This is a genomic window from Curtobacterium sp. SGAir0471 (assembly GCF_005490985.1).
Taxonomy (GTDB): Bacteria; Actinomycetota; Actinomycetes; order Actinomycetales; family Microbacteriaceae; genus Curtobacterium.
Genome location: NZ_CP027869.1, coordinates 2,205,982 through 2,231,716, shown reverse-complemented (window position 1 = coordinate 2,231,716; position 25,735 = coordinate 2,205,982). Strand labels below are relative to the sequence as shown.

Here is a 25,735-nt window from a genome sequence, read left to right as displayed (position 1 = left end):
CACCGTGCCGTCGGCGTCGTCGGACACGAACGCCACCGGCAGCCGACCGCGCGCCGGTGGCCCGTCCGCGCCGGCGTCGGCGTCGTCCGCGTCGGCGTCGTCCGCGCAGCGTCCGGCCGGTCAGGGTTCGTCCGGTCGGGGTTCGTCCGGTCAGCGCCACTCGTACGGTCGCGCCGCCCGGCTCCGGCGTCGGCTCCGCCGCTGGGTCCGCCGCGCTTGGTACGCCGTCGCGTGGCTGTGGCGTCGCTCGCTCATGGTCCGGAGCGTCGCGATCACGGTCGCGACGACCGGCCTGGCGGTCGCGGTCATCGGGACAGCGGTCATGATCAGCATCTCGAACAACGTGTACGCGCAGCGTCGCGACCAGATCGAGTCCGAGTCGGCCCGCGCGACCATCGTCGCGCAGGGCATCTTCGACGCCGCGACCGCAGCCGAGGACAACAACCAGACCGAGCTCGAGACCCTGCAGAGCGAGGCGCAGCAGGCGATCCTGTCGAACACGACGAGCCCGGGCGGCACGAGCATCGCCATCGAGCGGACCCCGGGGCAGTCGACGCCGCAGACGCTGCAGAACCTGGCGAGCCAGGGCTTCCCGGACGCCGTGATCACCGACGACCTCCGGCGCGAGGTCGCGAAGGACACCGGCCGGCTCAGCCTGCAGCCGGTGCAGCTCGACGACGGGGGCCGACGCGAGCCCGGCCTGGCGGTGGGGTCGGTGCTGCAGGTCCCGAGCGCGGGGCAGTACGAGCTGTACATCGTCTACGACCTGTCCGACGCGCAGCAGACCCTCGACTTCGTGTCGCAGACGCTCTCGGTCGGCGGCGTCGCCCTCATCGTCCTCATCGCGCTCGTCACCTCGCTCGTGGTGCGGCTCGTCGTCGTGCCCATCCGCGGTGCCGCCGAGACCAGTCGCAAGATCGCCGCCGGACGGCTCGACGAACGCATCCCGGTCCGCGGCCACGACGACATCGCGATCCTGGCGCGCAGCTTCAACGACATGGCCGACGCCGTCAGCCGGCAGATCACCCAGCTCGCCGAGCTCTCCCGCGTGCAGCAGCGCTTCGTCTCCGACGTGTCCCACGAGCTCCGCACCCCGCTCACCACGATCCGACTCGCCGGCGACATGCTCTACGACTCACGGCACGCCTTCGAGCCGTCGGTCGGCCGGTCCGCCGAGCTCCTGCACGCCCAGGTCGAACGCTTCGAGCTGCTGCTCGCCGACCTGCTCGAGATCTCCCGCTACGACGCCCAGGCCGTGCAGCTCGACACCGAGCCGGTCGTGCCCGCCGCGCTCGCCGCCGACATCGTCGAGGAGTTCCGCCCGCTCGCCGAGCGCGCCGGCGTCGGCCTGCAGCTCGTCACCCCCGGCGGCCACACCACGATGCAGCTCGACGCCAAGCGCATCCGTCGGATCCTCCGCAACCTGGTCGGCAACGCGATCGAGCACGGCGACGCGAAGCCCGTCCAGGTCGTCGTCGACAGCGACTCCCGCTCCGTCGCGATCGCCGTGCGCGACCAGGGCGTCGGCATGCCACCGGAGGACGCCGCACGGGTCTTCGACCGCTTCTGGCGTGCCGACCCCAGCCGCAAGCGCACCATCGGCGGCACCGGGCTGGGGCTCGCGATCTCCCTCGGCGACGCCAACCTGCACGGCGGGCGGATCGACGTCTGGTCTCGACCGGGCGAGGGCTCGACCTTCGTGCTGACGCTGCCGCGCGGGGAGTCGCTCGGCACCGCGACGTCGGCGATCCCGCTGCCCGAGCTCGACGAGACCTACGACGGACCGCGGGCCGTGCGGGAGGACCACTGATGCGTGCACGACTGCGGACCCTGGTCGCCACGGCGCTGGCGGCTCTCACCGTCGTCGCCCTGACGGCCTGCGCGGCGATCCCCACCGGCGGTGGTGTGCGCACCGGGCAGTCGGTCAAGGACGAGGCGATCTCCGGCTTCGAGCTCCGCCCGGACCGTCCGGTCGCCGGCGCCGACCAGACCGCGATCCTGCGCGGCTTCGTCGCCGCCGGCACGGGAGCACAGGACGACTACGGCACCGCCCGGGAGTTCCTGGCGAAGGGCTTCGCGCAGAAGTGGAACCCGCGGCGCGGCGTCACCGTCCTGCAGGGGAGCGGCGCGATCGACCGCGTCGCCGACCGCGAGCTCACCTACACGTTGACCGCCAGTGCGACCGTCGACGCCGACGGCGAGTACACCCAGGCGGTCCGGCCGACGACGTCGACCCTCACCTTCCAGTTCGTCCGCGAGGACGGCGAGTGGCGCATCGCCTACGCCCCCGACGGCATCATCCTCACGCCCGTGAGCTTCGAGTCGCAGTTCCAGCAGCACGCGCTCTACTTCTTCGACCCGACGTACCGGTACCTCGTGCCCGACGAGCGCTGGTTCCTCGCCCGCTCGTCCACGAGCACCCGGATCGCGAGCGCACTGCTCGCGGGACCGTCCGACTGGCTCAAGGGCGCCGTCGTATCGGCTTTCCCCGAGGGCACGCAGCTCTCGCTCAACGCGGTCACGATCGAGAACGGCTCGGCACTCGTCGACCTGTCGAGCGACGCCCTGCGCGCGAGCAACGACGACCGGGTGCGCATGCGCGAGCAGCTGAGCCGGTCCCTCGCGTCGGTCGCCTCGGTGTCGTCCGTCTCGATCACGATCGAGGGCGCCACGTTCTCCCTGCCGGAACAGCAGGGCACGCAGGCGCGGCTCAACCCCGACGTCGACCCGCGGCCGCTCGTCGACCGCGACGACGAGGTCGGCTACGCGACGACGAACGGGCGGGTCGCCGAGCTCGGTGGTGACGCCAGCGCGACGATCGCCGCACTCGACCCGCAGTCGTTCTCGCTCTCCGCCTCGGGCACGGTCGCCGCGGTCGGCAACACCAGCGGCGTGGTCGTCGTGCGCGGTCGGGACGCCCTGCGCATCGACGCGACCGAGGGGCTCGTCCCCCCGACCCTGGACGACCTCGGGTTCGTCTGGGTCGGCCGGGCCGACGACACGGGCCGGGTCACCGCCTACGGGCTCGGCGGGGACCCGCACCAGGTCGCCACGACGCTGCCGCGCGGTCGGATGGTCTCGTTCCAGGTGTCTCGCGACTCCACCCGGGCACTGGCGCTCATCGAGACGTCCGACGGTCCGGCCCTGTACGTGATGGCGATCGTCCGCAGCGCCGACCGCACGCCCACCGGGCTCGGGTCGCCGGTGCGGGTGCAGGCGGCCACCGGCGACGCCGTCGGTGCCGCCTGGGTGAACGACAGCGACGTGGTGTCGGTCGGGCAGACCGAGACCGGCCCCGAGGTCGTCCGGTCCACGGTCGGCGGCCAGTCGACGACGCTGCCGAAGCCGGACGGGACGGCCGCGTCCGTCACCGGCGGCAGCGGCGGCTCGGTGCTGCTGCGGATGTCCGACGGCACGGTCCTGCAGTCCACCGGCGGCCGCTGGGACACCACGGGGGTCACCGCCGACGTGCTCGGCACGCAGCGCTGACCGCACGTCCCTGCACAGGCGGCCCGGCCTGGAGGCTCCTCCACCGCCCGCCACGTCGGCCCGCCCCGGACGTCGGCCGGCACCGAGCATGGAGGCATGTCCTCGACGAACCCCCGGCACCGCCGCGACGGTGCCGCACCGCGCCCGTGGGCGGACGCGGTCCTCGCCCTGCTCGGGCTCGTGCTCCCGGTCGTCTGCGTCGGGTGCGGCACACCGGACCGTGCGGTGTGCCAGCGCTGTCGTGACGCCCTCGCCGCGGAACCACAGCGACGACGGCTGGTCGCCGGGGTCCGGCTGGACGCCGCCTTCGCCTACCGCGACACGGTCCGTGCACTCGTCCTCGAGCTGAAGCTCCGGGGCCGGACCGACCTCGTGCCCGTGCTCGCGCCCCGGTTCGGCGCGCTCGTCGACCGCGCCCTCGCCGACGTGCCGGGCGCGCTGCTCGTCCGGGTGCCCCCGTCGCGGACCGGTGCCCGGCATCGCGGGTTCGACCCGGTCGTCCTGCTGCTCCGCCGTGCACACGCGGCACGACGGCGATCCTGCCGTGCGCCCCGCGGTGCGCTCCGTCGGGTGCGCGCACCCGTACGGACCGGACTCCCGGGGCCGGCCGCTGGTCACCGTGCCCGCGGGCAGAAGGAACGGACCGCACTCGAACGGGTCGAGGCCACGGTGGGCACGCTCCGCGCCGCGCACGTCACCGGTCGCGACGTCGTGGTCGTCGACGACGTCGTGACCACCGGCGTCACCATGGCCGAGGCCGTGCGCGCGGTCCGGGCTGCCGGGGGTCGCGTGGTGCGGTGCGTCGCGCTCGCCGAGGTCGAGGAGTGACGCGGCCGGTCGCCGTGCGTCCGGCGGGTGGACTGGCGGTGACGCCTGAGCGTCCGGTGGGTGTCCGTTGCGACCCGCCGGTCGGTCGTGACGCCGCCACGGTCGGGGGTCTAACCTCGCGGCAAGGCGTTCGGGATCGCCGGATGGAGGCGACGCGCCGAAGTACGGATGGGAGCCGCCACATGGACGTGACGATCACGGGCCGGAACGTCGGGGTCACCGATCGATTCCGCACCTACGTCGAACAGAAGTCCGAGAAGATCGACGTGCTCGCCGACCGCGCCCTCGCCTTCGAGGTGCGTCTCAGCCGCCACAACGAGAAGTCCGGCGGTGCCCAGGGCGAGGACCGAGTCGAACTCACCCTGATCGGCCCCGGGCCCCTCGTGCGGGCCGAGTCCGCGGCGTCGGACAAGTACGCGGCGTTCGACCTCGCCTTCGCCCGCATCACCGAGCGGCTGCGCCGGGCCCGCGACCGCCGTAAGGTGCACCGCGGACGCCACCGCCCGACGTCGGTGGCCGAGGCCGCGGGGACCGGGTTCGAGCACATGGGCGTGACGCCGGCCGACGGACGGCTCATCGAGACCGTCGCGACCGGGGCGGTCCCCGTGGTGGAGGAGGCGCACGACGACGACACCGAGGTCTACTCGCCGGTGGTCATCCGCCACAAGGTCTTCGCCGAAGCGCCGATGACCGTCGACGACGCGCTCTACCGCATGGAACTCGTCGGGCACGACTTCTACCTGTTCGTCGACGCCGAGACGAAGCGTCCGAGCGTCGTGTACCGCCGCAAGGGCTGGGACTACGGCGTGATCGGCATCGACGAGGACGGAGCGACCGGCACCGCCGCCGGCGCCGACGTCGCGAACGCCGACGACGAGCGCAGTCGCTCGGCCGCCATCGCGTGACCGGTCCGTCGGCCTGACGCGGGTGTGCGTGGTCCGGTGGGCCGCGCACGCCCGTCGGCCTCCCAGCGCGCGGCTCCGCCGGGTTGCTAGCATGACTGGCTGTTCGGATCGCGCAGGTCGCGCGCGACGACCCCGTAAGGAGCTCACGTGGCAAACGTGCTGGAGAAGGTCCTCCGCATCGGCGAAGGACGCACCCTCCGACGGCTGAAGGCGTACGCCTCGGCCATCAACGACCTCGAGGACGACTTCGCGAGCCTCACCGACGAGGAGCTCCAGGACGAGACGAAGGAACTCCGCGAGCGCTACGCCAACGGGGAGTCCCTCGACGACCTCCTGCCGGAGGCGTTCGCCGCGGTCCGCGAAGCAGCGAAGCGCACCCTCGGCATGCGGCACTTCGACGTGCAGCTGATGGGTGGCGCAGCCCTGCACCTCGGCAACATCGCCGAGATGAAGACCGGTGAGGGCAAGACCCTCGTCGCGACGACCGCCGCGTACCTCAACGCGATCCCGTCGCGCGGCGTGCACGTCATCACCGTCAACGACTTCCTCGCGTCGTACCAGTCCGAGATCATGGGCCGCGTCTTCCGTGCGCTCGGCATGACCACCGGCTGCATCATCGCGAACCAGTCGCCGGCCGAGCGCCGCGAGCAGTACGCGGCGGACATCACGTACGGCACGAACAACGAGTTCGGCTTCGACTACCTGCGCGACAACATGGCGTGGCAGGCGTCGGACATGGTGCAGCGCGGCCACTACTTCGCGATCGTCGACGAGGTCGACTCCATCCTCATCGACGAGGCGCGCACGCCGCTGATCATCTCCGGGCCGTCATCGGGCGAGGCGAACCGCTGGTTCACCGAGTTCGCGTCGATCGCCACCCGCCTGATCCCGGGCGAGGACTACGAGGTCGACGAGAAGAAGCGCACCGTGGGTGTCCTCGAGCCCGGCATCGAGAAGGTCGAGGACTACCTCGGCATCGACAACCTGTACGAGTCGGCCAACACCCCGCTCATCTCCTTCCTGAACAACTCGATCAAGGCCGTGGCCCTGTTCAAGAAGGACAAGGACTACGTCGTGATGAACGGCGAGGTGCTCATCGTCGACGAGCACACCGGCCGCATCCTGATGGGTCGTCGCTACAACGAGGGCATCCACCAGGCGATCGAGGCGAAGGAGGGCGTCGAGGTCAAGGCCGAGAACCAGACCCTCGCGACCGTCACGCTGCAGAACTACTTCCGCCTCTACCAGAAGCTCTCCGGCATGACCGGTACCGCCGAGACCGAGGCGGCCGAGTTCATGTCGACCTACAAGCTCGGCGTCGTCCCGATCCCGACGAACAAGCCGATGCAGCGCATCGACCAGACCGACCTCGTCTACAAGAACGAGAAGGCGAAGTTCGAGCAGGTCGCGGTCGACATCGCCGAGCGCCACGAGAAGGGCCAGCCCGTCCTCGTCGGCACCACGAGCGTCGAGAAGTCCGAGTACCTGTCGAAGCTCCTCGCGAAGAAGGGCGTCAAGCACGAGGTCCTCAACGCGAAGAACCACGCGCGTGAGGCCGCGATCGTCGCCCAGGCCGGTCGGCTCGGCGCGGTGACCGTCGCCACGAACATGGCCGGCCGCGGCACCGACATCATGCTCGGCGGCAACTCCGAGTTCCTCGCCGTGCAGGAGATGCACGACAAGGGCCTGTCCCCGACGGAGACGCCGGAGGAGTACGAGGCGGCGTGGGACGACGTGTTCGCCGCGGTGAAGAAGACCGTCGAGGAAGAGGGCGACAAGGTCCGCGAGGCCGGTGGCCTCTACGTCCTCGGCACGGAGCGCCACGAGTCCCGCCGCATCGACAACCAGCTCCGCGGTCGTTCCGGCCGTCAGGGCGATCCCGGCGAGAGCCGCTTCTACCTGTCGCTGACCGACGACCTCATGCGCCTGTTCAACTCCGGCGCCGCCGAGAGCCTCATGGGCCGCTCGAACGTGCCGGACGACATGGCGATCGAGAACAAGCTGGTCAGCCGCGCGATCCGCTCGGCACAGGCGCAGGTCGAGGGCCGCAACGCTGAGATCCGCAAGAACGTCCTGAAGTACGACGACGTCCTGAACCGCCAGCGCGAGGCGATCTACAGCGACCGTCGCCACATCCTCGAGGGCGACGACATCAACGACCGCGCGCAGTCGTTCCTCAAGGCCGTCATCGACGACGTCATCGACACGCACACCGGCGAGGGCTCCCCGGACGACTGGGACCTCGACGCCATGTGGACTGAGCTCGGCACGCTGTACCCGATCTCCATCTCCATCGACGAGGTCATCACCGAGGCCGGGTCGAAGGGCAAGGCGACGCGGGAGTTCCTCGGGCGGGAGATCCTCTCCGACGCGAAGCTCGCGTACCAGAAGCGCGAGGAGATGCTCGGTGACGAGGCCATGCGCGAGCTCGAGCGCCGTGTGGTCCTGTCGGTGATCGACCGCCGCTGGCGCGACCACCTGTACGAGATGGACTACCTGAAGGACGGCATCGGCCTCCGGGCGATGGCGCAGCGCGACCCGCTGGTCGAGTACCAGCGCGAGGGCTACGCGCTCTTCCAGAGCATGATGGGCCAGATCCGTGAAGAGTCGGTCGGGTACCTCTTCAACCTCGAGGTCCAGGTGCAGTCGGACGGCGACAACGCCGTGATCGAGGCGAAGGGTCTCGGCGAGTCCGAGGCGACGGGTCTCGAGTACTCGGCTCCGTCGATCGACGGCGAGGTCGAGGTGCGCGACGAGCGCGGCCGCCTCGAGCAGGCCGCGACCGCACGGGCGCAGCGGGCCCAGGCCGAGGCCGAGGCAGAGGCCTCCGGCCCGGAGCAGGGTTCCGCGTTCGGTAACGCGGCGACGGCGTCCGGCCAGGCCGCGGCAGCGGGCAACCGCGCCGAGCGTCGGCAGGCCGCCAAGAAGGGCTGACCCAGCGTCACGACGGACGGACGTCGGAACGGGAGGCGCGGTGCCTGCTGGCACCGCGCCTCCCGTCGTCTGCCCGGTCCCGGTGCGTGTCAGAGCACGCCGACCGCGGTCGCGCGCCAGCGCCCCTGCCGCAGTTCCAGCCGCAGCGCGACGGCGCGCGCGTGGCTGCGGGTGTGCACCACCACCGCCGCCTCGGCGACGCCGGGCGCCGGTTCGCAGACTCGGACGCTGCCGACCTGCAGGAGCGGTCGGGCTCTGGAGCGTCTCCCGGCGGACCGTGCGCGTGCCGCCACCGCGGCGCGCTGCAGCAGGTGTCGCTGCACGTCGTCGGTGATCCAGCGCGCGATGCTGTCGACCTCGCGCCCGCCGGTCAGCACCTCGACCACGCACAGCCCGAGCGCCCGCGCGGTGTCGGCGACGTCCGGCGTCGATGCGCCGGTCGGATCGTCGACGGCCGCTCCCGCCGATCCGGGCGCGTGCTCGACGGTCGGTCGGGTGCTCGTCACGGGGACGAGGGCCCTCCGGACCGGATCGTCCTGGTCGTCGTCCGCCGTCGGACGTGCTTCTCCTGCCGCCATGTCCCCTCCGACCCCCGAGCGTACGGACGAATGGAACATCTGAAATGTTCACGACTCTCGGTTGTGGAGGAGCGTCGTTCTCCACAGATCGGCGCACCTAGACTGGCCGGGTGTCGACCCTCAGTGACCTCGTCCTCGCGCAAGGCCGATCCTCGGAAGCGGACGTGGAGTGGCTCCACCTGCTCGTGGGGGACTGGCAGCTCCTCGCCGACCTCTCCTTCGCGGACATGGTCCTCTGGGTCCCGACGGCCGAGGACGGCTCCTTCGTGGCCGTCGCCCACGCCCGCCCGAGCTCGGCGGCGACGCTGTTCTACCGCGACATCGTCGGCCAGGAGATGCGCGAGGAGTGGCGCGACCAGGTCACCCGGTGCTTCGCGAGCGCCACGGTCGTCGACTCGGCCGAGCCCGACTGGTACGAGGACACCCCCACCCGCGTGCGCGCGATCCCGGTGCTCCGCCGGCTGAACACGAACAGCACGGAGACGACCGACCGGCCGATCGCCGTCGTCACACGGCACTCGAACCAGGACGAGATGCGGACCCCGAGCCGCCAGGAGCTGAACTTCACGGCGAGCGCGAACGACCTGTTCGGCATGATCGCCACGGGGGACTTCCCGGACCTCGGGGCACCCGCGGGCCCGCGGCGTGGGGCGCCCCGCGCGAGCGACGGTCTACTGCGGCTCGATACGAACGGCACAGTGACCTTCGCCAGCCCGAACGGCCTCAGCGCCTTCAACCGGATGGGCTTCGAGGGCGAGCTCGAGCGGAAGTCCCTCGCCGAGGTCACGACGGAGCTGATCGGCTCGAAGCTCGACGTCGACGAGTCTCTCCCGCTCGTCGTGACCGGTCGTGCGCCGTGGCGTGCCGACGTCGAGGCGAAGGGTGTGACCGTGTCGCTCCGGTCGATCCCGCTGCGCGACCACGGTGAGCGCATCGGCGCGATCGTGCTCTGTCGCGACGTGACCGAGCTGCGCCACCAGGAGCGCGAGCTCATCACCAAGGACGCGACGATCCGCGAGATCCACCACCGTGTGAAGAACAACCTGCAGACGGTCGCGTCACTGCTCCGGATCCAGGCGCGGCGGACACACTCGGACGAGGCCCGGACCTCGCTGCAGAACGCCATGCGCCGTGTCGCCGCGATCGCCGTCGTGCACGACACCCTGTCGACCGGCCTCAGCCAGAACGTCGACTTCGACGAGGTGTTCGACTCCGTCCTCAAGCTCGTCACCGAGGTCGCCGCGTCACACAACACGACCGTCCGGCCGAAGAAGACCGGTGAGTTCGGCGTGCTGCCCTCCGAAGCGGCGACGCCCCTCGCGCTCGGGCTGACCGAGCTCGTCACGAACGCGGTGGAGCACGGGCTCGACGGCCGCGACGGCGAGGTCGAGATCGTCGCGAACCGCGGCGACGACCACCTCGACATCGAGGTCCGCGACAACGGCGTCGGTCTGCCGGAGGGCAAGGTCGGCTCGGGTCTCGGTACGCAGATCGTCCGCACCCTCATCCAGGGCGAGCTCGGCGGCACGATCGACTGGCACACGCTCACCGGCAGCGGGACCGAGGTCACGATCACGATCCCGTTCCGCTGGCTGACCGCCGCGGGCGCCGCCTGACGCGACCGGTCGCCGTCGCCAGCGCGAGCGCCGTACCGAACCACGCATCCGACATCGAACCAACCCGACGTGCTGGTTCGACGTCGGATCGCTGGTTCGACACCCGGCAGGCAGCGCGACGCCGGCAGCGCGCACGCACGACGACGCCCGTCGCTCCCGGGGGAGCGACGGGCGTCGTGGGATCAGGAACGCGTCAGGAGGCGCGGCGGGCGCGCGCGGCGCGACGCTTCAGCGCACGACGCTCGTCCTCGCTGAGGCCGCCCCAGACACCGGAGTCCTGGTTGTTCTCGAGCGCGTACTGCAGGCACATCTCGGTCACGGTGCAGCGCGCGCACACCGACTTCGCCTTCTCGATCTGGTCGACGGCCGGTCCGGTGTTCCCAACGGGGAAGAAGAGCTCGGGGTCCGCGGTGAGGCAGGCTGCCTGGTCACGCCAGTCCATGTGTGGTGCTCCTTGATGTCGATGCTCGAACGGCAGGCCGGGGCCGCGGCTCGGGGATCGGAACGCTGGCATGCACAGGGCACGAGGGGAACCTGTGGGGGAGGCTTCCGCTGGGAGCGAGTCTGACGCCCGCTGGACGCTCGGGGGAGAAGCGTCGAACCGCGGGAGACGCACACCACATCGTGCCGTCCAAACGACCTCGAATATCGTTCCATACTGGGATGACCAAATCAAGGGTCCCGATCTGGAGGCTTGCTGTGCCCGACACCACCCCGCCCGCTCCGGACCGTGCCCCGAACCGTCCGCCGGCCGTCACCACCCTGCTCGTCGTGGTGGGGCTCGAGGCACTCGCACTCGTGGTCACCACCGTCGTCCTGCTCGTGGAGTCGATCGTCGCCCCGTCGTCGAGCATCGCGTCGGCGATCGCACTCACGCTGCTCTGCGCGGTCGCCGCGCTCTGGCTGGTCTCGCTCGTCGTCGGCCTCCGCAACCGCCGTGCCTGGGTGCGCGCCGGCATCCTCGTCTGGCAGGTGATGCAGGGCGCCCTCGCCATCGGCGCGTTCCAGGGCGTCTTCCGCGTCGCCTGGGTCGGCTGGGTGCTCCTGATCCCCGCGCTGCTGGGGCTCACCCTGGTGCTGTCCCGCGCGGTGACCGGCTGGCTCGTCCCGCGCGACGCACGCGGCGACTAGACGCGACCCCACGACGGACGGGAGGCGCGGTGCCAGCTGGCTCCGCGCCTCCCGTCCGTCATGTGGTGCGGTCGTCGTGCGGCCGGGTCTCAGACCAGGCCGAGCTTCTTCCGCAGGCTCGCGACGTGCCCGGTCGCCTTGACGTTGTAGAGCGGCAGCTGCACGACGCCCTCCTCGTCGACGACGATCGTCGACCGGATCGTGCCGGTGACGATCTTCCCGTAGTTGTTCTTCTCGCCCCACGCCGCGTAGGCCCGGTGCACCGCGAGGTCGGGGTCGCTGAGCAGCGGGAACGTGAGGGCCTGCTCGTGCTGGAACGTCTTGAGCTTCGCGGGCTCGTCCTTCGAGATGCCGAGCACCTCGTAGCCGGCCGCCTGCAGCGACGACATGTTGTCGCGGAAGTCGCATGCCTCCGTCGTGCAGCCCGGGGTCGACGCGGCCGGGTAGAAGTACACGATCACCTTGCGACCGCGCAGGTCGGCGAGGCTGTGCTGCGCGCCGTCCTGGTCCGGGAGGGTGAAGTCGGGGGCGGTGTCGCCGGCTGCGAGACGGTCGGTCATGGTGCTCCTGTTCGATCGCGGTGCCCGAGTGGTCGTGAGCACCCGAAAGTCATGCTAATGTTGTTTCCCGTTGCAGCACGGAAGTGCGAGAGCGACAGACAACTGAACACCATGCGCCTCTAGCTCAATTGGCAGAGCAACTGACTCTTAATCAGTGGGTTCTCGGTTCAAGTCCGAGGGGGCGCACTAGCAAGGCCCGGTCGGATCACTCCGACCGGGCCTTCGTCGTTCTCCCGGACGGGGGCCCAGACGGGTCGATCGCAACCCCAGAGCGGCGACACGCGCGAGGTGCGAGTGGGCCCAGGATCCGTCGGACGGATCTCGTTCACCGACCGCGGCGCACGAGGAGCCGTCAGGCGGAGGGCAGGTCGACCACGCGCGTGCCGCCGACGACCGGTGCCAGGGACCCGCCCGACGTCGCTGCCAGCTCGGCACGCAGGAGGTCGACGGCGTCCTCGGGGACCCAGAGCGTGAACGCGACCGCGCTGCCGTACTCCGGGTCGTCGAAGGTCGCCGCGTGCTGCTGCACCCACTGCCGCAGCACGTTGTCGATCCGGCCGGCGTCCGCGTGCGGCGCGGTGACGTCCACTCGGGTCAGTTCCGCACGGCGCACGAGGGTGGCATGGTCGAGCGTCTCGGACACCGCGGTCGAGTACGCGCGGACGAGCCCGCCCGCGCCGAGCTTCACACCGCCGAAGTACCGGGTCACGACGGCGACCACGTCGGTCAGGTCGCGTCGGCGCAGGACCTCGAGCATCGGCACCCCGGCGGTGCCGGACGGCTCCCCGTCGTCGGAGGACCGCGCCTGGTCTCCGAGGACCCCCGTGACCATCGCGGAGCAGTGGTGCCGGGCGTCCCAGTACCGCCGCCGCACGTCGGCGACGACGCGCTCCGCGTCCGCGACCCCGGTCACGGGAGCGACGGTCGTGATGAACCGCGACCGCGTGACGACCAGCTCGTGCTCGACGGTGTCGGCGACGGTCGACGGGAAGTGGCGGGGCACGTCGTCGAGGGTAGCCGCGTGTCATCGGCGGCCCGCGCTACCATGGCGTGCACAGCCGACGACTGGGGAGGAGTCCGATCGACATGACGACCGTGGATCCCAGGGGCGGCGCGCTCGACGCAGCCGAGCTCGCCCGCCGGCTCAACCTGCTGCTCGACTTCGAGGAGTCGCAGCGCGGCGCTCCGGTGCCCTTCGCGGCGATCGAGGAGTACGTCGCGGCACAGGGCGGTTCGCTCTCCCGCGCGAAGTGGACCTACATGCTCTCCGGCGACGGCCGACGCAACCGCGATACGGACCTGCTGCGCCTGCTCGCCGGGTTCTTCGAGGTCGACGAGCGGTTCCTGCTCGAGGACAGCGCCGTACCCGAGCGCATCGGCGCGCAGATCGAGCTCGTGCGCGCGCTCCGGTCGGCCCGCGTGAGCGGGTTCGCCGCCCGCACGTTCCCGGGGGAGCTCTCGCCGGAGGCCCTGCGGCGCATCGCCCGTGTGCTCGAAGAGGAGTCGGCACGAGGGGGTGTCGCGTGACGGACGCCTCGGTGGAGGCCTTCTGGGCCCGCGGGGCGGCCGAGGGCTGGTCGGACATCGACCAGGCCGTCGCCGCTGCCGCCGACCACGTCGGCAAGCCGGTCGTCGTGCGCGAGGAGTCGTTCCTCAGCGCCGAGCCGGTCTGCGGCTTCGTGGCCACGCTCGAGCACCAGCACCTGGTGATGATCTCGCCGACGAACTCCGCGACGTTCCGCTCGTTCGTCATCGGCCACGAGCTCGGGCACGTGCTGCACCGGCACTCGGAGCACGCGGCACAGTCGGCGTACGTGCGCGACGTGATCCCGGACGTGCCCGAGTACAAGGTCGAGCGTGCCCTCGCCCGCGGGTTGTTCTCGAACGCCTACGAGCACGAGGCCGAGCTCTTCGCCGACCGCCTCGCCGCGCTGATCCGTTCGAACCGCGGCCGTCCGAGCGCCTTCCGCGGAGTCTTCGGGTGATCGTCTCCGTCGCGATGGCGGTGGTGCTCGTCGTCGGGACGGTGGTGTTGTTCCGTCTGCAGCGCGGCCAGGACCGCACGCTCGCGGTGACGTTCCTGCTCTTCACCGCGACGATCGTCACGAACGTCGATCCGCTCTACCGCTGGCTCGACCCGCTCGTCGGCGGACGCAACGTCGTCACGGTGGTCAGTGACTGCCTGATGGTCGCCGGGACGAGCACGCTCTTGTGGGGGGTCGCGAAGGCCGTGGGTGCGGCGTGGCGGTGGCTGCGGACGGCGATCGTGGTCGCGTTCGTGGTCGTCGTGGTGGTGGTCGTGGCGGCCTTCCTCGCGCTCGACCGGCCGCCGACCACCACGACGTTCATGCTCGTCGCGGGGGACCAGCCGGCAGCGGCCGTGTACTCGATCGCACAGACCACCTACCTGGGCACCGCGGTCGGCGCCACGGGCGTGATCTGCACCATGCGCCTGCGGGAGGCCCGCACGGCCGCCGACCTGGTCGGCCTGTGGGTGATCGTGCTCGGCGGCGTCCTCGGGGTCGTGCGGATGGTCGTCGTCGCCGTCATGGACGTCGCGCACGTCGTCGGCCGCCTCGACGTCACCCGTGCGCTCACGCCGCCCTACGACGTCACGACGCCGGGTGCGGTGCTCTGCATGGCATCGGGGATGCTTCTGCTCGTCATCGGCCACCAGCTCGCACGCCGGCGCCGTGCACGTCGACTCGACGCCGCGCTCGCGTCGCTGGAGCACCTGCACGACCGGATCGGCACCGACAACGCGTACCCGGCCACCGAGGACACGGCGACACGGCTCAGTCGCGCGATCGTCGAGATCAACGACGGTGCGCGGCGATCACGCCGGCCACTCGACGACGACGAGCGCGCGGTGCTCGCCGAGGCGGAGACGGCGCTGGACGAGGTGCTCGACACCTCCGCCGACCGGGCCTGAGCTCTGCTCGACTGCATCGGTCCGATCACGTTCCCGAGCAGCGCTCGACGTTTCGTCGTTGGTCCGTGTAGGGTCTGTAGCACGTGCTACACGAGGGACGCCCTCGTGCTCGGCACGCCGGGGAGGTCTCGGCCGCGTTGGGGGCGGCCGAGCACCCCCGGGTCCTCGGATCGCCGGCACCGAGCTGCAGCGGAGTGGCTCGGCGCCGCTGTCTAGAATCTTCGTGTGACCGCCTTCGCCGCCATCGTCCTGTTCGTCGCCGCCGTCTTCAACGTCGTCACCTGGCCGCGCTTCTTCCAGCGGGTCGCGAAGGACAGCCGAGCGCGCGACGCCGCGGGCAAGCCGACGACGTTCTACACCGTGCACCTGGTGCTGCTGCTCATCGCGCTGGTGATCGCCCTCGCGGCCGTGGTGGCGGGGATCCTGCTGCTGCTCTGACGCGCGCCGCGCACCGGCGAGACGCCGGCGTACCGACGAGACGCCGCGGTCCCGACGAGACGCCGGCGTACCGACGAGACGCCTTCGTGCTGGCGAGACGCCCCCGGATCCGGCGGCGTCTCGGCCCGGAGAAGGCGTCTCGCACCGACGCCGGCGTCTCGCACGGTCCGGTCGACACCGGAACGCCGGCGTCTCGATCGCCGGGACGAACGCCTCGACGCCGCGACGTCCGACGTCCGCGCCTGCCGCGCCTGCCGCGCCCGAGACCCGAGCGTCCGGGCTCAGGAAGCCGGCGGGAGCGGCGCCCCGAGTGCCCGCTCGAGCCCGAGCCGCGCCACCTGCTCGTCACCGGTGTCGAGCAGCACCCGGAAGGTCTCGTCCGCGCACACGAACTCCACGCACACGGCGTCGAAGTCGCACGGCTCGATGCGCCAGCCCCTGATCCGGTCCATCGGCACCGACGTCAGCCCGTCGCGCTCGAAGCTCGTCTCCGCACGGACGGTGTCGTCGTAGACCCGGATGCGGCCGACGGTCCCGCGCCAGGTCAGACGCAGGTCGAGCGTGGGGGAGACAGAAGGGTCCGGCACGCGCCGATCGTACCGGCGCGCACCGGACCCTGTCCGGAAGGCGCGATCAGCTGCGGGTGTTGCCGGTGCCCGACCCGTCGTGGCCGTCGCGGCGGACCTGGTTCCCGGGGTCGCGGACGCCGATCGGGAACGGCCCGGTGACGCCCTCGCGGAGTGCTGCGATGCGCAGGATGCGGTCGCGCTGCAGGAACCAGCCCACGATCAGCAGCGGGATGATCACCACGAGCGAGGCGATCGTCCACGTGCCGACCGGGTAGTCGATCGCCATCAGCACGACCACCGACGCCAGGAACGCCAGGGTCAGCCACGAGGTCACCGGGGCACCGGGGAGCTTGAACGACGGCTCCTTCGCGAGCCCCTGCTTCGCCCACTGCCGCAGCTTCATCTGGCAGAGGATGATCGTGCCCCACGCGGTGATGATCCCGAGGCTCGCGACGTTCAGTGCGATCTCGAACGCCTGCGCCGGGACGAAGTAGTTCAGCGCGACGCCCGCGACGGTGAAGGCCGCGGTGAGCAGGATGCCGGCGTAGGGCACACCGCCCTTCGACATCTTCGTGGTCCACTTCGGCGCGGAGCCGTTCATGCCCATCGAGTGCAGCGCGCGGCCGGTCGAGTACAGGCCCGCGTTGAGCGACGAGAGCGCCGCGGTGAGCACGACGAAGTTCATGATCGAGCCGGCGACCACGCCGACCTGCGGGTTGCCGAGCGACGAGAAGAACGTCACGAACGGGCTCTCGCCCTCCTTGTACGAGGTGTACGGCAGGAGCAGGGAGAGCAGGACGACCGAGCCCACGTAGAAGACCGCGATGCGGAAGACGACGGAGTTGATGGCGCGGGGGATGACCTTCTCGGTGTCTTGGGTCTCGCCCGACGCCGTGCCGACGAGCTCGATCGCGGCGTACGCGAACACGACGCCCTGGATCACGAGGACCGCGGGCAGCACGCCGTTCGGGATGAGCCCGCCGTTGTCCGCCCAGATCGAGAAGCCCGTGCGGACCGCTTCGCCGCCGGTCTCCACCGGGAAGGCGAAGACGAGCCAGACGAGCGCGATCACGAGGAACGCGACGAGCGCGGCCACCTTGATGAGGGCGAACCAGAACTCGAGCTCGCCGAACACCTTGACGGCGACCATGTTGGCGGCGAGCACGACGACGAGCGCGATGAGCGCGAGGAGCCACTGCGGTGCCGCGGTGAACGCCTTCCAGTACTGCAGGTAGAGCGCGACGGCGGTGGTGTCGACGATCGAGGTCATCGCCCAGTTCAGGAAGTACATCCAGCCGGCGGCGTAGGCGAACTTCTCGCCGTAGAACTCGCGGGCGTAGGAGATGAACGACCCGGAGGAGGGGCGGTGCAGCACGAGCTCGCCGAGCGCGCGCAGGATGAAGAACGCGAAGACGCCGGCGACCAGGTACGTGACCGCGAGCGCCGGCCCGGCGGTGTGGAGGCGTCCGCCCGCGCCGAGGAAGAGCCCGGTGCCGATGGCCCCGCCGATCGCGATCATCTGCAGTTGCCGGGGCTTCAGACCGTGCTGGTAGCCCTCCTGCTCGTGCGAGAAGTCGTTCGCGGGCTTCGCAACACCCGTGTCGTTCTGCGCTGTCATGCGCGCCAACCTACATGCGCTGACGCTCCGGGGTGGAACGGAACCCCACCCTGAGCGAGACCACAGGTGTGTCGACGCTGAACGTCCGGACGGGCCGGTCCGACAGCATGGACGGATGGACACCCTCCTCCGACTCCTCGTCGCGATCGGGATCGCCCTGCTCGTGACCGCAGCCGCAGCGCTCGTCCTGCACCTGGTGCTCCGGACGATCGCGCGCCGTGAACGCTGGGCAGCGGTGCTGTCCCGCCGGACGAAGCACCCGGCCCGGACGATGCTCCTCGTGGCCCTGCTCTGGGCCGCGTTCGCGTCGAGCGTCCCGCACGACACGGAAGGCTACCCGTGGCGGGACGAGGTCTCGCACGCCTTCCTCATCGCGACGATCGCCGTGGGCTGCTGGTTGGCGTGCCAGATCGCGATCTTCCTCGAGGACCTCGGCCTGCACCGCTACCGGGTCGACGTCCCCGACAACCGGGTCGCGCGACGGATCCGCACGCAGGTCCTCATCATCCGGCGACTCACGGTCGCCGTGCTCGTCATCATCGCCGTCGGCGCGATCCTGCTCACGTTCCCCGGTGTCGAGGCCGCCGGCGCCAGCGTCCTGGCATCGGCCGGGCTGATCTCCGTCGTCGCGGGTCTCGCGGCGCAGTCGACCCTCGGCAACGTCTTCGCGGGCATGCAGCTCGCGTTCTCGGGGTCGATCCGCGTCGACGACGTCGTCGTGGTGGAACAGCAGTGGGGTCGCATCGAGGAGATCACGCTGACCTACGTCGTCGTGCACCTCTGGGACGACCGGCGCTTCGTGCTCCCGTCGACGTACTTCACGTCGACCCCCTTCGAGAACTGGACGAGGACCGGCAGCGAACTGCTCGGCGCCGTCGAGTTCGACCTGGACTGGCGGATCAGCCCGACCGAGATGCGCGACGAGCTCGACCGCATCCTGTCGACCTCGACCATCTGGGACGGCCGCACCAAGGTCCTGCAGGTCACGGACGCGGTGAGCGGTCTCGTGCGGGTCCGCATCCTGGTCTCCGCCCCGGACGCCGGCGGGCTCTTCGACCTGCGCTGCTACGTGCGCGAGGAGATGGTCGAGTGGGTGCAGCGGGAGCACCCCGACGCCCTGCCCCGGCAGCGCGTGCAGGTCACGCAGGGCACCGAGCGGGTCGGCAAGCGCCGTCCGCGCACCGACGAGCAGGACGCCGCGCTCTTCCGCGAGGGCGACGAGCGCACCGCGCTCTTCACCGGTCCGATCCAGACGTCCGGGATCCGGCCGGAGGAGGTCCCGCCCGAGCGCTGAACCATCGCGAGGCGACCCCACGACGGACGGGAGGCGCGGTACCAGTCGGTACCGCGCCTCCCGTCCTTCTCCGTGTCACCACCGTGACCGCGACGTGCGTCCCGTCGCGAGCGCGCCGTGACCGCGACGTGCGTCCTAGCGCTGACGCGCCTTCACGGCTCGGTCGTCCTCGACGACCGTGCCGAGCGCGACGATCGTCGTCGCGAGCCACGCGATCCACGTGAGGGCCAGCCGCCAGTCACGCGGTCCCTGCCGGGTGGTCTGCACGACGCTGTAGCCGCTGATGATCGAACTCCACACCGCACCGCTGAACATGAACTTCCGCACGGGTTCCTCCTCCTGGTCGTCCCCGCCACGCTACCGGCCGCTACATTGGAGCGCCGCCGGTCGCCCTGCCGGTCCACAGAGCGAGGAGAAACCGTGCGTCAGGCCGTCATCGGGGGAGTGCTGCTGGTCGTCGGCGCCGTGTGCGTCGCGCTCGGGCTGCTCCCCCTGTCCGACCTCGGCGTGCTCGCGGACCGGGTCGTCCCGGTGCTCGCGTTCGTGCTCGGGCTGACGATCGTGTCCGAGCTCGCGGCCGACGCGGGCGTCTTCGACCGGCTCGCGGACCTCGCGGCACGGATCGGCGGCGGACGCACCATCGGGCTCTGGGCCGCGGTCGTCGTGCTCGCCGTGGTCTGCACCGTCTTCCTGAGCATCGACACCACCGCGGTGCTCCTCACCCCGATCGTCATCACGCTCGCGCGCCGGGTCGGGCTGCCGCCGATGCCCTTCGCGCTGACGACCGTCTGGCTCGCGAACACGGCGTCGCTGCTGCTGCCCGTGTCGAACCTGACGAACCTGCTCGCCGTCGACAAGATCGGGCTCGACGGTCCGATCCCGTTCGCCGGACTCATGGTGTGGGCGGCGCTCGCCGGGGTCGTCGTGCCGTGCGCGGTGCTCCTCGTGGTGTTCCGCGGCAAGCTCTTCGGCCGCTACACGCCGGTCGACGTCCGACGGCCGAGCGACCCCCTGTTCTTCTGGGCGGCGTCGGCCGTGCTCGTCCTGCTCGTGGTCGCGCTGACCGCCGGCGTGACGGTGTGGATCGCGGCACTCGTCGCAGCGGCGCTGCTCGTCGTGGTCGCCGCATTCCGGGCCCCGTCCGAGCTCCGGCCGTCCCGCGTGCCGTGGTCGACGCTGGTCTTCGCGGCCGGGCTCTTCGTCGTCGTCGAGACCCTGCACACCACGGGCCTGACCGACCCGATCGTGCAGGCGCTGTCCGGCGGGACCGACACCGGGTCGCTCCTGCTGCTCGGCGGCGCCGGAGGGGTCGCGGCGAACGCGATCGACAACCTGCCCGCCTACCTGGTGCTCGAACCGGCCGCCGGGCACGAGGCCCTGCGCTACGCCGCGCTGCTGGTCGGCGTGAACGCGGGCTGCCTCATCACCCCGTGGGCCTCACTCGCCACGCTGCTCTGGCACGCGCGGCTGTCGGCCGAGGGCGTGCACCTGTCGTGGGGTCGCTACATGGCACTCGGGTGCATCGTGGCGCCGCTCACGGTCGTCGCGGGCGTGCTGGCACTGCAGCTCTGAGGCGGACGCGGCGCCGACGGGCGAGCGTACCCGCACGCAGCGCGCGGGTGACTACAGCCAGTCCTTGCTCTTGAAGACCCGGTAGAGCACGAGCGACGTCGCGACGATCAGGGACACCGACGCGAGCAGGCCGCTCCAGTGCCCCTCGCCCGGGAACGTCACGTTCTGCCCGAAGAACCCCGTGATGGCGGTCGGGATCGCGATGATCGCGGCCCAGCTCGTCACCTTCTTCATCACGGTGTTCTGCCGGTTCGACGCCAGGTTCAGGTTCGTGTCGAGGACGCTCGACACCGAGTCACGCAACTGCTCGACCGAGTCGGCGATCGTCACCAGGTGGTCCTCGACGTCGCGGAAGTACGGCCGGATGCCGTCGGCGATGGTCCCGGCGTCACCGTGCAGCAGGGCCCCGACGCTGTCCCTGGTCGGCACGACCTGGCGGCGGAGCACCCCGAGGGCCTTCCGCAGCCGGAACGACCGGCGCTGGATCTGCTGTTCGCGCGGGTTGCCGTGCTCGAAGAGGTCGTCCTCGAGGTCGTCGATGCGCGCCTCGATGTCCTCGACCGCCGACGTGGCGTGGTCGACCACCGCGTCGAGGAGCCCCCAGACCAGCCACGGCACCCCGCGGTCGGACATGTCGGCGTTGGCGTCGAGGCGTCGCTCAACGGAGCGCAGGTCGACGTCGGACCCGTGGATCGTGACGAGGGCGTGCTGCGTGACGAAGGCCTTCACCTCGTGGGTCACGAGGTCGCCGTCGGCGTCGAGACCGTCGACGTCGTAGACCACCAGGAAGAGGCTGTCGCGGTAGCGGTCGAGCTTCGGACGCTGCCCCTGCTCGAGGGCGTCCTCGACCGCGAGTGCGTGCACGCCGAGCTCGTCCTCGACCTGGGCCAGCTCGTCGGGTGACGGGTCCACGTGGTCGACCCAGACGAAGGTCCCGTCGTGCCGGTCGAGCAGGTCCGACACCCGCTCGACGGGGAAGTCCCGCTCCACCGCGGTGCCGTCCCGCCACGCCCGTGTCATGACCATGCCGACGAGCCTAGTGACGACGGGCCGAGAGCCCGGTGTCGCTCCGCTGGTACCGTCGGCCTCGATCCCGGCGCCTCGGCCGGGGGGAACGGAGACACCACCACCCCATGGCAGCAGACACCGACCCGGACCGCTACGCCTTCGTCGTCGCCTCGAACCGCCTCCCGGTGGACCGCGTCGTCGACGAGGACGGCAACGAGGGCTGGCGGCACTCGCCCGGCGGGCTGGTGACGGCGCTCGAGCCGGTCATGCGCGCCAACGACGGTGCCTGGGTCGGGTGGGTCGGCCAGCCAGACGTCGAGGTCGCCCCGTTCGACAACGAGGGCATCCACATCGTCCCGGTGCCGCTGAGCGCCGACGACGTGGAGGAGTACTACGAGGGCTTCAGCAACGACACGCTGTGGCCGCTGTACCACGACGTCATCGAGCACCCGAGCTACCACCGCGACTGGTGGAACGCCTACCGCCGTGTCAACGCCCGCTTCGCCGACCAGATCGCCGAGATCGTCGAGCAGGACGGCATCGTCTGGGTGCAGGACTACCAGCTGCAGCTCCTGCCGGCGATGCTCCGCGAGCGTCGACCCGACCTGACCATCGGGTTCTTCAACCACATCCCGTTCCCGCCGGTCGGCATCTACGCGCAGCTGCCGTGGCGCGCGCAGATCCTCGACGGGCTGCTCGGCGCCGACGTCATCGGCTTCCAGCGCCAGGACGACGCGAGCGACTTCCTCCGTGCCGTCCGGCACATCAAGGGCTACACGACCAAGGGCTCGACGATCGACGTCCCCGTCGACGACCCGGCCGCGCCGCGGAGCCGCAAGGGCATCACCGTGCGCCACGTCGAGGCCCGCCACTTCCCGATCTCGATCGACGCCGAGAGCTTCGAGGAGATCGCCCACCGACCCGAGGTGCAGGAGCGCGCGCGGGAGATCCGCGAGAGCCTGGGCAACCCGACGACGGTGCTGCTCGGCGTCGACCGGCTCGACTACACGAAGGGCATCCGGCACCGCATCAAGGCGTTCGGCGAGCTCATCGAGGACGGCCGCATCAAGGTCGAGGACGCCACGCTCGTGCAGGTCGCCAGCCCGAGCCGCGAACGTGTGGACACCTACGCGGCGCTCCGCGACGAGATCGAGCTGACGGTCGGCCGGATCAACGGCGACCTCGGTGTGATCGGGCACCAGCCGATCGCCTACCTGCACCACGGGTACCCGCGCGAGGAGATGGTCGCGCTCTACCTCGCCGCCGACATCATGCTCGTCACCGCCCTGCGCGACGGCATGAACCTGGTGGCGAAGGAGTACGTCGCGGCCCGGTTCGACAACGACGGCGTGCTGATCCTGTCCGAGTTCGCCGGGGCCGCCGACGAGCTGAAGCAGGCCGTCATCGTCAACCCGCACGACATCGGCGCGCTCAAGGACTCGATCCAGCGCGCCATCGAGATGCCCCGACGCGAGCGCTCGACGCGCATGCGCGCGCTCCGCAAGCGCGTCCGCGACAACGACGTGGCCCGCTGGTCGCGGTCGTTCCTCGAGGCGCTCGACCGGCACGCCCCGAACCGCGCCAAGCTCGACCCGTCGGCGTCGGACCCGGGCGACCAGCACGTCGAGGAGCTGCAGGACGCGACGTCGATCTTCGACCAGGACGCGCAGACGGCACGTGCCGCCGAGGACACCCGGGAGGCCCGTGGTGCCTGAGACCGTGACCGACCCGTCCGCCCTGTCGTCGGCCCTCGAGACGCTCGCGGCTACGCCGCGACTGCTCGTCGCGCTCGACTTCGACGGCACCCTCGCACCCTTCGCCGACGACCCGGCACAGGTCGGGGCCCTGCCCGGCTCCTGGGCCGCGGTCCTGACCCTGCAGCGTGCTCGCGACACCGAGGTGGTCCTCGTCTCCGGGCGTCCGCTCGAGGGGCTCGCCCGGGTGTCGCACGCGCCAGACGGCATGGCGCTCGTCGGGTCGCACGGCGTCGAGTGGCGCGTCGACGGCCACGACGAGGCCGCGCTCAGCGAGGACGAGCGCGCACGGGTCGACCGTGTCGGCGCCGCCCTCGACGAGGTCGGTGCCAGGTTCCCCGGCGTCGTCGTCGAGCACAAGCCGGCCGGGCACGGACTGCACACGCGCCGGGTGAGCGCCGAGGTCGCGGCCGAGGCGAACGCCGCCGCGAGCCGGGCCGCGCACGACGCCGACCCCGACGTGCTCGAGCGCGGGGGCAAGGACATCGTCGAGTTCGCGGTGCGCCACGTCACGAAGGGCGACGCGATCGACCGGCTCCGCGAGCTGCGCGGGGCCGACGCCGTGTTCTTCGCCGGTGACGACGTCACCGACGAGGACGCCTTCCGGGTGCTCCGGGACGGCGACGTCGGCGTGAAGGTGGGGGAGGGCGACACGCTCGCGGCGCACCGCGTCGCTGATCCCGCAGCGCTCACCGACGTCCTGAAGCAGCTGGCGCGCCTGCGGGCCACGCGCTGACGACCCGGCCCCGCGCCTCCCGTCCGGTGCAGGTCGTGTCCGGTTGGTATCCCAACTGGTCCTAGACTGCCTGCATGCCTGACATCGACGTGAAGCCGCGCAGCCGGGTCGTCACCGACGGGATCGAAGCGACCACCTCGCGTGGCATGCTCCGGGCCGTCGGCATGGGCGACGCAGACTGGGACAAGCCGCAGATCGGGATCGCCTCGTCCTGGAACGAGATCACCCCGTGCAACCTCTCGCTCGACCGACTCGCGCAGGGCGCGAAGGAGGGCGTGCACTCCGGCGGCGGGTACCCGCTGCAGTTCGGCACCATCTCCGTCTCGGACGGCATCTCGATGGGCCACGAGGGCATGCACTTCTCGCTCGTCTCGCGCGAGGTCATCGCCGACAGCGTCGAGACCGTGGTGAACGCCGAGCGCCTCGACGGCACCGTGCTGCTGGCCGGCTGCGACAAGTCGCTCCCCGGCATGCTCATGGCCGCCGCGCGCCTCGACCTCGCGAGCGTCTTCCTCTACGCGGGCTCTGTCATGCCGGGCTACGTCAAGCAGGCCGACGGCTCCTTCAAGGAGGTCACGATCATCGACTCCTTCGAGGGCGTCGGTGCGTGCAAGGCCGGCACCATGAGCGAGGCCGAGCTCAAGGAGATCGAGTGCGCGATCGTCCCGGGTGAGGGCGCCTGCGGCGGGATGTACACCGCGAACACGATGGCCAGCGTGGCCGAGGCCCTCGGCATGTCGCTGCCGGGTTCCGCCGCCCCGCCGAGCGCCGACCGCCGACGTGACTACTACGCGCGCCGCTCCGGCGAGGCCGTGGTGAACATGCTGCGCCTCGGGCTGACGGCTCGCCAGATCCTGACGAAGGAGGCGTTCGAGAACGCCATCGCCGTCGCGATGGCACTCGGAGGCTCCACCAACGTCGTGCTGCACCTCCTCGCCATCGCGCACGAGGCCGAGGTCGAGCTGAGCCTCGACGACTTCAACCGCATCGGCTCGAAGGTCCCGCACCTGGCCGACATGAAGCCGTTCGGGAAGTACGTCATGGTCGACGTGGACCGCAACGGCGGCATCCCGGTGATCATGAAGGCGCTGCTCGAGGCCGGTCTGCTGCACGGCGACGTGATGACCGTCACCGGCAAGACCCTGGCCGAGAACCTGGCCGAGATCGACCCGCCGGAGCTCGACGGCGAGGTCTTCCGGAAGCTCGACAACCCGATCCACACCACCGGTGGCCTGACGATCCTCAAGGGCTCGTTCGCACCCGAGGGTGCAGTCGTGAAGACCGCGGGCTTCGACGCCGCCGTGTTCGAGGGCCCCGCCCGCGTGTTCGACCGCGAGCGCGCCGCGATGGACGCCCTGACCGAGGGCCGGATCCAGAAGGGCGACGTGGTGGTCATCCGCTACGAGGGCCCGAAGGGTGGACCGGGCATGCGCGAGATGCTCGCCATCACCGCGGCCATCAAGGGCGCGGGCCTCGGTAAGGATGTACTACTGTTGACGGACGGGCGATTCTCAGGCGGCACAACCGGCCTGTGCATCGGCCACATCGCACCGGAAGCCGTGGACGCAGGTCCAGTGGCATTCGTGCGCGATGGCGACCGCATCCGTGTCGACATCGCGGCTCGCTCGCTCGACCTACTGGTCGACGACGCCGAGCTGGAGGCCCGCCGAGAAGGCTGGGCCCCGCTGCCCCCGCGCTACACCCGCGGAGTCCTCGCGAAGTTCGCGAAGCTCGTCCAGTCCGCCGCCAAGGGCGCGGTCACGGGCTAGCGAC

At 71.1% G+C, this 25,735-nt stretch carries 24 protein-coding genes and 1 tRNA gene; 17 read left to right on the top strand and 8 right to left on the bottom strand.

Annotated elements, in window-relative coordinates; genetic code table 11:
- Nucleotides 1-4: 4 nt before the first annotated feature.
- The 5 genes from mtrB (at nucleotide 5) to secA (ending at nucleotide 8,156) form a co-directional block, all read left to right on the top strand.
- Nucleotides 5-1,810, top strand: a complete 1,806-nt coding sequence (gene mtrB, locus C1N91_RS10315; protein WP_137767641.1) for an MtrAB system histidine kinase MtrB — start codon at nucleotides 5-7, stop codon at nucleotides 1,808-1,810.
- Nucleotides 1,810-3,489: an LpqB family beta-propeller domain-containing protein gene (locus C1N91_RS10310; protein WP_137767640.1), complete on the top strand. Its 1,680-nt coding sequence runs from the start codon at nucleotides 1,810-1,812 to the stop codon at nucleotides 3,487-3,489. Before mtrB ends, C1N91_RS10310 begins: the two co-directional genes overlap by 1 nt.
- A 96-nt stretch (nucleotides 3,490-3,585) precedes the next feature.
- A complete protein-coding gene (locus tag C1N91_RS10305; RefSeq protein WP_137767639.1) occupies nucleotides 3,586-4,317 on the top strand; it encodes a phosphoribosyltransferase family protein in 732 nt (243 codons plus the stop codon).
- A 182-nt stretch (nucleotides 4,318-4,499) separates the two neighbouring features.
- On the top strand, nucleotides 4,500-5,222 hold the full coding sequence (hpf, locus tag C1N91_RS10300; protein WP_137767638.1) for a ribosome hibernation-promoting factor, HPF/YfiA family: 723 nt from the start codon (nucleotides 4,500-4,502) through the stop codon (nucleotides 5,220-5,222).
- A gap of 147 nt (nucleotides 5,223-5,369) precedes the next feature.
- Nucleotides 5,370-8,156 carry a preprotein translocase subunit SecA gene (secA, locus tag C1N91_RS10295; protein WP_137767637.1) on the top strand — a complete coding sequence of 929 codons (2,787 nt, stop codon included), beginning with the start codon at nucleotides 5,370-5,372 and terminating at the stop codon, nucleotides 8,154-8,156.
- An 89-nt stretch (nucleotides 8,157-8,245) separates the two neighbouring features.
- Here secA and C1N91_RS10290 read toward each other — a convergent pair whose 3' ends face one another.
- Entirely contained in the window at nucleotides 8,246-8,734 is a 489-nt protein-coding gene (locus tag C1N91_RS10290) for an Rv3235 family protein (RefSeq protein WP_137767636.1), read from the bottom strand.
- A gap of 110 nt (nucleotides 8,735-8,844) precedes the next feature.
- Here C1N91_RS10290 and C1N91_RS10285 point away from each other — a divergent pair, with 110 nt between their 5' ends.
- Complete coding sequence (locus tag C1N91_RS10285; protein WP_137767635.1) at nucleotides 8,845-10,350, top strand: sensor histidine kinase; 1,506 nt, start codon at nucleotides 8,845-8,847, stop codon at nucleotides 10,348-10,350.
- A gap of 193 nt (nucleotides 10,351-10,543) precedes the next feature.
- Here the strand turns inward: C1N91_RS10285 and C1N91_RS10280 are convergent, their stop codons facing one another.
- On the bottom strand, nucleotides 10,544-10,792 hold the full coding sequence (locus C1N91_RS10280) for a WhiB family transcriptional regulator (RefSeq protein ID WP_022904217.1): 249 nt from the start codon (nucleotides 10,790-10,792) through the stop codon (nucleotides 10,544-10,546).
- A 257-nt stretch (nucleotides 10,793-11,049) separates the two neighbouring features.
- Between C1N91_RS10280 and C1N91_RS10275 the strand changes: the two genes are divergently transcribed.
- Nucleotides 11,050-11,481 carry a hypothetical protein gene (locus C1N91_RS10275; protein ID WP_137767634.1) on the top strand — a complete coding sequence of 144 codons (432 nt, stop codon included), beginning with the start codon at nucleotides 11,050-11,052 and terminating at the stop codon, nucleotides 11,479-11,481.
- 89 nt (nucleotides 11,482-11,570) lie between these two features.
- Here the strand turns inward: C1N91_RS10275 and bcp are convergent, their stop codons facing one another.
- Nucleotides 11,571-12,041, bottom strand: a complete 471-nt coding sequence (gene bcp, locus C1N91_RS10270; RefSeq protein ID WP_137767633.1) for a thioredoxin-dependent thiol peroxidase — start codon at nucleotides 12,039-12,041, stop codon at nucleotides 11,571-11,573.
- A gap of 113 nt (nucleotides 12,042-12,154) precedes the next feature.
- Between bcp and C1N91_RS10265 the strand changes: the two genes are divergently transcribed.
- A tRNA-Lys gene (locus tag C1N91_RS10265) sits at nucleotides 12,155-12,227 on the top strand.
- Between the two features lie 166 nt (nucleotides 12,228-12,393).
- Here the strand turns inward: C1N91_RS10265 and C1N91_RS10260 are convergent.
- Nucleotides 12,394-13,044: an IMPACT family protein gene (locus C1N91_RS10260; RefSeq protein WP_137767632.1), complete on the bottom strand. Its 651-nt coding sequence runs from the start codon at nucleotides 13,042-13,044 to the stop codon at nucleotides 12,394-12,396.
- A gap of 83 nt (nucleotides 13,045-13,127) precedes the next feature.
- Between C1N91_RS10260 and C1N91_RS10255 the strand changes: the two genes are divergently transcribed.
- The 4 genes from C1N91_RS10255 to C1N91_RS10240 all read left to right on the top strand — a co-directional run bounded on the left by C1N91_RS10255 (nucleotide 13,128) and on the right by C1N91_RS10240 (nucleotide 15,411).
- On the top strand, nucleotides 13,128-13,568 hold the full coding sequence (locus C1N91_RS10255; protein ID WP_137767631.1) for a hypothetical protein: 441 nt from the start codon (nucleotides 13,128-13,130) through the stop codon (nucleotides 13,566-13,568).
- Nucleotides 13,565-14,026, top strand: coding sequence for an ImmA/IrrE family metallo-endopeptidase (locus C1N91_RS10250; RefSeq protein WP_137767630.1), 462 nt, complete (start codon nucleotides 13,565-13,567; stop codon nucleotides 14,024-14,026). The genes C1N91_RS10255 and C1N91_RS10250 overlap by 4 nt, the downstream gene beginning before the upstream one ends.
- The gene (locus C1N91_RS10245; protein ID WP_137767629.1) at nucleotides 14,023-14,973 is read left to right on the top strand and encodes a hypothetical protein; all 951 of its coding nucleotides are present in this window, start codon (nucleotides 14,023-14,025) and stop codon (nucleotides 14,971-14,973) included. The genes C1N91_RS10250 and C1N91_RS10245 overlap by 4 nt, the downstream gene beginning before the upstream one ends.
- Before the next feature lie 225 nt (nucleotides 14,974-15,198).
- Nucleotides 15,199-15,411, top strand: coding sequence for an SCO4848 family membrane protein (locus C1N91_RS10240; protein ID WP_137767628.1), 213 nt, complete (start codon nucleotides 15,199-15,201; stop codon nucleotides 15,409-15,411).
- Between the two features lie 281 nt (nucleotides 15,412-15,692).
- On the opposite strand, the gene C1N91_RS10235 is transcribed toward C1N91_RS10240, so the two are convergent.
- Together C1N91_RS10235 and C1N91_RS10230 are read right to left on the bottom strand one after the other, a co-directional pair.
- Nucleotides 15,693-15,998, bottom strand: coding sequence for a hypothetical protein (locus C1N91_RS10235; protein ID WP_137767627.1), 306 nt, complete (start codon nucleotides 15,996-15,998; stop codon nucleotides 15,693-15,695).
- Between the two features lie 46 nt (nucleotides 15,999-16,044).
- Nucleotides 16,045-17,598 carry an amino acid permease gene (locus tag C1N91_RS10230; protein ID WP_137767626.1) on the bottom strand — a complete coding sequence of 518 codons (1,554 nt, stop codon included), beginning with the start codon at nucleotides 17,596-17,598 and terminating at the stop codon, nucleotides 16,045-16,047.
- 115 nt (nucleotides 17,599-17,713) lie between these two features.
- Between C1N91_RS10230 and C1N91_RS10225 the strand changes: the two genes are divergently transcribed.
- Complete coding sequence (locus C1N91_RS10225) at nucleotides 17,714-18,892, top strand: mechanosensitive ion channel family protein (protein ID WP_137767625.1); 1,179 nt, start codon at nucleotides 17,714-17,716, stop codon at nucleotides 18,890-18,892.
- 135 nt (nucleotides 18,893-19,027) lie between these two features.
- On the opposite strand, the gene C1N91_RS10220 is transcribed toward C1N91_RS10225, so the two are convergent.
- Nucleotides 19,028-19,219, bottom strand: coding sequence for a hypothetical protein (locus C1N91_RS10220; RefSeq protein WP_058728987.1), 192 nt, complete (start codon nucleotides 19,217-19,219; stop codon nucleotides 19,028-19,030).
- A gap of 93 nt (nucleotides 19,220-19,312) precedes the next feature.
- Between C1N91_RS10220 and C1N91_RS10215 the strand changes: the two genes are divergently transcribed.
- The gene (locus tag C1N91_RS10215) at nucleotides 19,313-20,464 is read left to right on the top strand and encodes an SLC13 family permease (protein ID WP_137767624.1); all 1,152 of its coding nucleotides are present in this window, start codon (nucleotides 19,313-19,315) and stop codon (nucleotides 20,462-20,464) included.
- 51 nt (nucleotides 20,465-20,515) lie between these two features.
- On the opposite strand, the gene C1N91_RS10210 is transcribed toward C1N91_RS10215, so the two are convergent.
- Entirely contained in the window at nucleotides 20,516-21,490 is a 975-nt protein-coding gene (locus tag C1N91_RS10210) for a magnesium transporter CorA family protein (RefSeq protein WP_137767623.1), read from the bottom strand.
- Between the two features lie 107 nt (nucleotides 21,491-21,597).
- Between C1N91_RS10210 and otsA the strand changes: the two genes are divergently transcribed.
- The 3 genes from otsA (at nucleotide 21,598) to ilvD (ending at nucleotide 25,731) form a co-directional block, all read left to right on the top strand.
- The gene (gene otsA / locus C1N91_RS10205) at nucleotides 21,598-23,187 is read left to right on the top strand and encodes an alpha,alpha-trehalose-phosphate synthase (UDP-forming) (protein ID WP_137767622.1); all 1,590 of its coding nucleotides are present in this window, start codon (nucleotides 21,598-21,600) and stop codon (nucleotides 23,185-23,187) included.
- A gap of 4 nt (nucleotides 23,188-23,191) precedes the next feature.
- Nucleotides 23,192-23,962 (top strand): trehalose-phosphatase, encoded by a 771-nt coding sequence (gene otsB, locus C1N91_RS10200; RefSeq protein WP_254678220.1) that lies wholly within the window; start codon nucleotides 23,192-23,194, stop codon nucleotides 23,960-23,962.
- Between the two features lie 74 nt (nucleotides 23,963-24,036).
- Nucleotides 24,037-25,731: a dihydroxy-acid dehydratase gene (ilvD, locus tag C1N91_RS10195; RefSeq protein ID WP_137767620.1), complete on the top strand. Its 1,695-nt coding sequence runs from the start codon at nucleotides 24,037-24,039 to the stop codon at nucleotides 25,729-25,731.
- The last annotated feature ends 4 nt before the right edge of the window (nucleotides 25,732-25,735 follow it).